This is a genomic window from Terriglobales bacterium, assembly GCA_035624455.1.
GTDB lineage: Bacteria > Acidobacteriota > Terriglobia > Terriglobales > Acidobacteriaceae > DASPRM01.
Map to the genome: position 1 here is coordinate 1 of DASPRM010000057.1, position 4497 is coordinate 4497.

Sequence of the window (4497 nt, forward strand, 5' to 3'; positions counted from 1 at the left end):
TCACCTGCGTTTCGGGCCACGTCCGATTCACTCGAGCTACCTGATCAGCCGCGCCAATTTTGTGGCCTGCCACCAGTTCAGCTTCCTGGAGCGGGTAGATGTGCTGCGGCACGCTGAGCAGGGCGCCACATTCCTGCTCAACAGTCCTTTCGGTCCGGACCAGGTCTGGAACAACATTCCGCGCACCGTGCAGCAGCAGATCATCGACAAGAAGCTGAAGTTTTACGTGATCGATGGCTACGATGTTGCCCGCCAAACCGGGATGGGGGGACGCGTCAACACCATCATGCAGACTTGCTTCTTCGCGATCAGCGGAGTGCTTCCCCGCGACGAGGCCCTGGAAGCGATCAAGAACTCGATCCGCAAAACCTACGGCAAACGCGGCGAGGCGGTGGTGCAGAAGAACTTCGCAGCCGTGGATGGCACGCTGGCTAATCTGTTGGAAGTCAAAGTGCCGAACGAGGTCTCGAGCAGCTTCGACATTCGACCCGCGGTACCGGCGCAAGCGCCGGTTTTCGTAAAAGACGTGCTCGCTCCCATCATTGAGGGCAATGGCGACCTGCTGCCAGTCAGCAAGCTGCCCATCGATGGCACGTTCCCCACGGGCACCGCGCAGTGGGAGAAACGTAATATCGCACTTGAAATTCCCGAATGGGACGAGAAGCTCTGCATCCAATGCGGCAAGTGTGTGATGGTCTGTCCGCACGCGGTGATTCGCGCCAAGGTTTACGAGTCTGACAAGCTGCAGGGTGCGCCGCAACACTTCAAGTCTGTGGCTGCCCGCTGGAAAGAATTTGGCCACCTCCAATACACGCTGCAGGTGGCTCCGGAAGATTGCACGGGCTGCGCTCTGTGCGTTGAAGTCTGTCCGGTCAAGAGCAAGACCGAGGTCAAGCACAAAGCCATCAACATGGTGGCGCAGGCTCCAGTCCGCGAGCAGGAAGCCACGAACTGGGATTTCTTCCTCTCGCTGCCGGAGACGGATCGCAGCGCCTTGAGCTTAGGACAGGTAAAAGACATACAACTGCTGCAGCCGCTATTTGAGTTCTCCGGCGCCTGCGCGGGCTGTGGCGAGACGCCTTACATCAAGTTGATGTCACAGCTATTCGGCGACCGCGCCATTGTGGCCAATGCCACCGGCTGCTCGTCAATCTACGGGGGCAATCTTCCTACCACGCCTTACACCTTCAACCATGAGGGGCGTGGGATCGCGTGGTCAAACTCGCTGTTCGAAGACAATGCGGAATTTGGCCTGGGCATGCGTCTTTCCCTCAACAAGCAAAGCGAATACGCCCGTGAGCTGGTGCAGAAGCTCTCGGCTGAGATCGGGGAGGAATTTGCCGCCGATCTGCTGCACGCGGATCAGTCGGGGGAAACCGGAATTCGCGCTCAGCGGGAGCGAGTTGAGCGGCTGAAGCAGAAGTTAGCAGGCCTCACCTCCGCAGCTGCACGCGATCTCAAAGCGCTCGCCGACGTGTTGGTCAACAAGTCAGTCTGGATCGTGGGTGGCGATGGCTGGGCCTACGATATCGGCTACGGCGGCCTCGATCATGTCCTGGCTTCCGGACATAACGTGAACATTCTCGTTCTCGATACCGAGGTTTACTCGAACACCGGCGGGCAGATGTCCAAGGCCACGCCGCGTGCCGCGGTGGCGAAGTTCGCCGCGGGCGGCAAGCCACGTCCGAAAAAGGACCTCGCGCTCATGGCAATGAGCTATGGCAACGTCTATGTTGCTCACGTGGCCTTCGGGGCGGGAGACATGCAAACACTGAAAGCTTTCCTTGAAGCTGAGGCCTACGACGGACCCTCGCTGATCATCGCCTACAGCCACTGCATCGCGCATGGGTACGACCTGGTGCATGGCCTCGATCAGCAGAAACTGGCGGTGCAAGCCGGACACTGGCCGCTGTTCCGCTATAACCCCAAGCTGGTCGAGCAGGGCAAGAATCCGCTGCAACTGGATTCCAAGGCTCCTTCCATTCCGCTTGAAAAATACATTTACAACGAAACGCGCTACACCATGCTTACTCACAGTCATCCGGAAGAAGCGAAGGAACTGCTGCAGGAAGCTCAGCAGGACGTGGTGAACCGCTGGAAGCTCTACGAATACTGGGCATCAATGCCCGCCAATGGCGCGGGCAAACCTACAGCTCCAGCGCCGCCGGAAAAAGCCGGGGCCGTTGCGGGCGCCAAGGGGGTGGAAAAGTGATCGACCTATCGACGAATTATCTGGAACTCAAACTCAAGAACCCGGTGGTAGCTTCCGCCTCCCCGCTGACGAAAGATGTGGCTAATTTCCGGCGGCTGGAAGATGCAGGCGCAGCGGCGATCGTCATGCATTCGCTGTTTGAAGAGCAAATCAACCTGGAAAGCAATCTGCTCGACCGCTTTCTTGCCCAGGGCACAGATGTCTCCGCCGAAGCGCTAGCCATGTTTCCCGACATGACCAGCTACAACATCGGTCCCGATGACTATCTCGAGCAGGTCGCGCGAGGCAAGGCAGCGGTGCGAATTCCGGTGATTGGCAGTCTGAACGGGGTCTCGACTGGTGGCTGGATTCGCTATGCCCGGCTGATTCAGGATGCCGGCGCCGACGCGCTCGAACTGAACATCTACTACCTTCCCACCGATCCGACGCTCGACGCGATGACAGTCGAAAATATGTACTGCGACCTGGTGGATGCCGTGAAAGACAGCGTGAGAATACCGGTGGCGGTCAAGCTGGGTCCGTACTTTAGTGCCATGGCGAACATGGCGCGCAAGCTGGATCAGGCTGGCGCTGATGCCCTGGTCCTGTTCAACCGCTTCTACCAACCCGATTTTGATCTCGAAAATCTCGAGGTCGTCCCCAGCCTGCAACTAAGCCGCTCCAACGAGCTGCGGCTCCGCCTGCACTGGGCTGCCATCCTGTTTGGCAAGATCGATGCTGACCTGGCCATCACGGGCGGGGTGCACACAGCCGAAGATGTGATCAAGTGCATGATGGCGGGAGCGCGAGTGGCAATGACGACGTCCGCTCTGCTGGAGCACGGCATCGATTACTTACGCTTCCTGATCGCCGAGGTTGGCGAATGGCTAGAGAAGCACGAGTACGAATCCATCCAGCAGATGAAGGGCAGCATGAGCCACAAGTCGGTGCGCCATCCTGCGGCGTTCGAACGCGCCAACTACATGAAGGTGCTGAGCAGCTACACGGTTACGGTGCGTTAACGAAACTGCAATCGGGTAGACCGGGGGAACTGCAGATCCCTCGCGGGCTGCGCCTTCCGCTCGTGATGACAAGTCAAGCTCACTCGTGAAGGTTGAATGGTGACCGCTGACTGCTGATGGCTTCCTGATCAATTCGTTCGCGCGCTCTTGAGTTCGCGGGGACAATCGCCCAAGGTCAGCGGCTGATCGAACTCCACACCCATGAAGGTGAATTGGCGGGTCAACTCGGTGCGCACCACGTGGGCCTTGATACTGCGGTAGGTTTCAATAGCGAACTTGGGCAGGATAGGAGAGACCGGAATTTCCAGGCGAATGTGTTTGGAAGCGGGAGGCCTGCGAACCGCGATCAGCACGCCTCCGGCACTGACATTCAATGCTGTGCCGAATTCCAGATAAGGATTCCCCTCGCGGTCCACGGAGTGGAGAAACACGGGAAAAGCGATGGGCAGCCGTTGCCAGCGGCGAGTTCCTTGCTTGGGGGGAGCCACAGAGTCATTGTGAATCAGATGTTTCTGATCGCAGAGGTCTCTTTGGATGCTGGCCCGAGGGCCATTATCAGATGGGATGCGCGTAATCGTACGCCATTGTCGTCGGGTTCCAAGATGGAATCTTGAATTGTTTCGGGAGCGAAAATTCGTGCTGTTCCAAAACCACGGCTTGCGTAACGCGGAGCGGGAAATGCTGCGGCGGGGCGTAAGAGAATGGGAGTAGTTTTTACTCGAAATATTCGCCTGAAGCAACTGATAACTAGAGCCTTAGTTGATGGATCATGCGCGAGATTGCCTACGCTTTGGGGATCATTCCGACCCCGCCTCGAAGAGCCCTGGCCGGCCGATTCCGCATCTAATTGACTGGCCCTCATATTTGTCTTAGGTTGAGGGTGGCCGCCCGGACTGAACCAGGTCTGGGCGGCCTCAATCCCGTGGGGGCGTCACGGCTTCGACGGAGAGGTTTGCGGTCGAGAGGCATACCGGGGTGCACACACCCGAAATCGTGGCAAAAACCATAATTGCCAACCAACAGCTGGCATACGCTGCTTAATTAGTTAAGTAGCCGTCCTTCGCGGCTTCGCCCACGGGCTGCGAAAGGGCGTCGCACAGTGGGCTGGCTTGCGGAGGCCGTCTGAGTCCGCAGGCGAGATCATCAGGCTAGCGGCTCGCGTTTCTTGTCGCGTTCTGACCGCGAGCGGCGAAAGTTGCGGGCAACCGCAGCGGGAATGCGACTACGTATGTAGGCTCTTTACTGGCAGCCGCTTCGGACGCGGGTTCGACTCCCGCCGCCTCC

At 58.5% G+C, this 4497-nt stretch carries 3 protein-coding genes and 1 other RNA gene; 3 read left to right on the forward strand and 1 reads right to left on the reverse strand.

Annotated elements, in window-relative coordinates; all coding sequences use genetic code 11:
- Both nifJ and VEG30_06365 read left to right on the forward strand, forming a co-directional pair.
- A partial coding sequence (nifJ, locus tag VEG30_06360; protein ID HXZ79534.1) for a pyruvate:ferredoxin (flavodoxin) oxidoreductase occupies window positions 1–2212 on the forward strand: 2212 nt, incomplete at its 5' end.
- Window positions 2209–3213: a dihydroorotate dehydrogenase-like protein gene (locus VEG30_06365; GenBank protein HXZ79535.1), complete on the forward strand. Its 1005-nt coding sequence runs from the start codon at window positions 2209–2211 to the stop codon at window positions 3211–3213. The genes nifJ and VEG30_06365, both read left to right, overlap by 4 nt.
- Before the next feature lie 128 nt (window positions 3214–3341).
- Here VEG30_06365 and VEG30_06370 read toward each other — a convergent pair whose 3' ends face one another.
- Window positions 3342–3701, reverse strand: coding sequence for a PilZ domain-containing protein (locus VEG30_06370; GenBank protein ID HXZ79536.1), 360 nt, complete (start codon window positions 3699–3701; stop codon window positions 3342–3344).
- Window positions 3702–4137: 436 nt separating this feature from the next.
- On the opposite strand from VEG30_06370, the gene ssrA reads away from it, so the two are divergent.
- Window positions 4138–4497, forward strand: a transfer-messenger RNA (tmRNA) gene (gene ssrA, locus VEG30_06375); the annotation flags it as partial.